Below are 1835 nucleotides of genomic sequence, written 5' to 3' on the forward strand. Positions count from 1 at the left end.
GGGCATACCAAAAGCCACGTTCAATTGAATATGGATCTTCATCTACATCGTCGACATGACGGTGATGGGTACGGTGACCAGATGCCCAAAACAGAATACTGTTTTGTACAGCAAATGTGCCGCCAATCATTAAAAGAATTTTAAGTGGTAACGACGCTTCATAAGCACGGTGTGCCCAAAGACGATGGTAACCAGCAGTAATCCCCATGCTACTTAAAGCTAAAAGAAAAAATAAGCTTACCCATGCGCTTACACTAAAATCATAATAATACGCATAAATCGGGATTATGATTGCAGCAAGAATTGGTAAACCAATTAAGGTAATGCTAGCGGTCCAGTTAATTGGGGCCTTGAGTGGGGCGGAAGTCATATCCGGCAGCGCTCCTAGAAACCTTGTCATACAAGGTAAAAAGACAAATCGACATAGCAAAACCAATCTTCAAGATATATTGCTATTTTGCACATCATATTAGCACGTGCTTAGTGAGAATCACTAGCATTATTGTACAGATGTATTGAAAGAACCGTAACAGAATTAAACCATGCCTGACAACATTTCAGATAGGAGAAGTTGTGTAATGAAAATACAGCGATTGAGAAAAAAGAATAGCATTGATATTGCAAGGAAATTGCCATTGAAATGTCTTTTCATCGCAATCAGCCTTGTATTGGCAGCATGTCAAAGCACGCCGCAACCAAATAATCACAAAGGCCAAGTAAAACCAACACATCGTGTACAAACGCCAGTTGTGAAAAAGAAAGTGAGTCCAGATGGTGTTCAAGATATAGATTGGCAAATTACCCAGATAAATGGTCATAAGGCAAAATTCTTTAACCAGTGGCCGACTCTTTCATTGAACTCTACAGTCAAAACAGTAACTGGTCATACAGGATGTAATCGTGTTTTTGGGCGATACACTTTTGATTTCAGCCAAAAGAAACTTGATATGGAAGTTAACGCAGGTCATTCGAGTTGTGATGGCGCTTTGGCGCAAGAAGCAGAATTGGTCGACTCTTTACAACGTATTAAACGCTTCCAGTTAGTAGGTAATACCTTATATCTACTTGATCAAAGCGGACAGCGTTTGATTCAGGCCGAGAAAAAATAAAAGGTGGTCAATACCACCTTTTTTATATTTAAAGAGCTTCAAGCATTGTGGTTGGAATATCTGTAATTAAGCCCTGAATATCTAAATCCTGTAGTCTCTTTGCTCTTTCTACATCGTTCACTGTCCAGACACTAATGTTCAAACCAGCTTGATGAGACAATTGAATCATTTCATCTGTTGCAAGTTGATCATGCCAGCCAATATGACAGCACCCATATTGATGAGCAAGTTCAATCGCCGTTGCTCCAACCGGAAGTTCAACTAACAATCCGCGTTTAAATTGAGAGTTGATATCACGTAAAGCGGTTAGAATTTGAAGATCAAAACTTGTAATGGTCACGACTTTCTCAAAACCCTGTAATTCCGTCTCAAGCTTTTGAACGAGTTGTTCGGCTAACGCCATATCTCTTACAGCTTTAACTTCAACTTCAATATGATCGAAATTATCAAGTAAGTTTAAAACAGCTGTAAGTGTAGGCGTTTGTTCAGGAGTCGGCCAATTGGGCCAGCTTTGACGATGATCAAATGTTAAAGCTTGAGCTAAAGTAGATTGTTCTACAACTTGATCTACTCCAGCTGTACGCAAAAAATTGTCATCATGAATAACAACTAACTCTTGGTCTTGAAGCTGACGAATGTCAAATTCGACACCACGAATACCTAAATTTTTAATGTGCTGAAAACCACCTAATGTATTTTCAGGAGCTTCTCGGCGTGCACCACGAT

At 39.5% G+C, this 1835-nt stretch carries 3 protein-coding genes; 1 reads left to right on the forward strand and 2 read right to left on the reverse strand.

The features are described 5' to 3' along the window. On the reverse strand, positions 1-370 hold a 370-nt coding region (locus VXQ92_RS16480), incomplete at its 3' end, for a fatty acid desaturase (RefSeq protein ID WP_416682550.1). A gap of 208 nt (positions 371-578) precedes the next feature. Between VXQ92_RS16480 and VXQ92_RS16485 the strand changes: the two genes are divergently transcribed. Next, on the forward strand, positions 579-1109 hold the full coding sequence (locus VXQ92_RS16485; RefSeq protein WP_000701693.1) for an META domain-containing protein: 531 nt from the start codon (positions 579-581) through the stop codon (positions 1107-1109). Between the two features lie 28 nt (positions 1110-1137). Here the strand turns inward: VXQ92_RS16485 and VXQ92_RS16490 are convergent. Further along, the coding region (locus VXQ92_RS16490; RefSeq protein ID WP_416682551.1) for a glycerophosphodiester phosphodiesterase at positions 1138-1835 on the reverse strand (698 nt) is incomplete at its 5' end.

The organism is Acinetobacter sp. 228 (genome assembly GCF_048147885.1).

Bases quoted from the DNA above. Each gene is read 5' to 3' on its own strand.
- VXQ92_RS16485 (WP_000701693.1), top strand. From the start codon at position 579: ATGAAAATACAGCGATTGAGAAAAAAGAATAGCATTGATATTGCAAGG.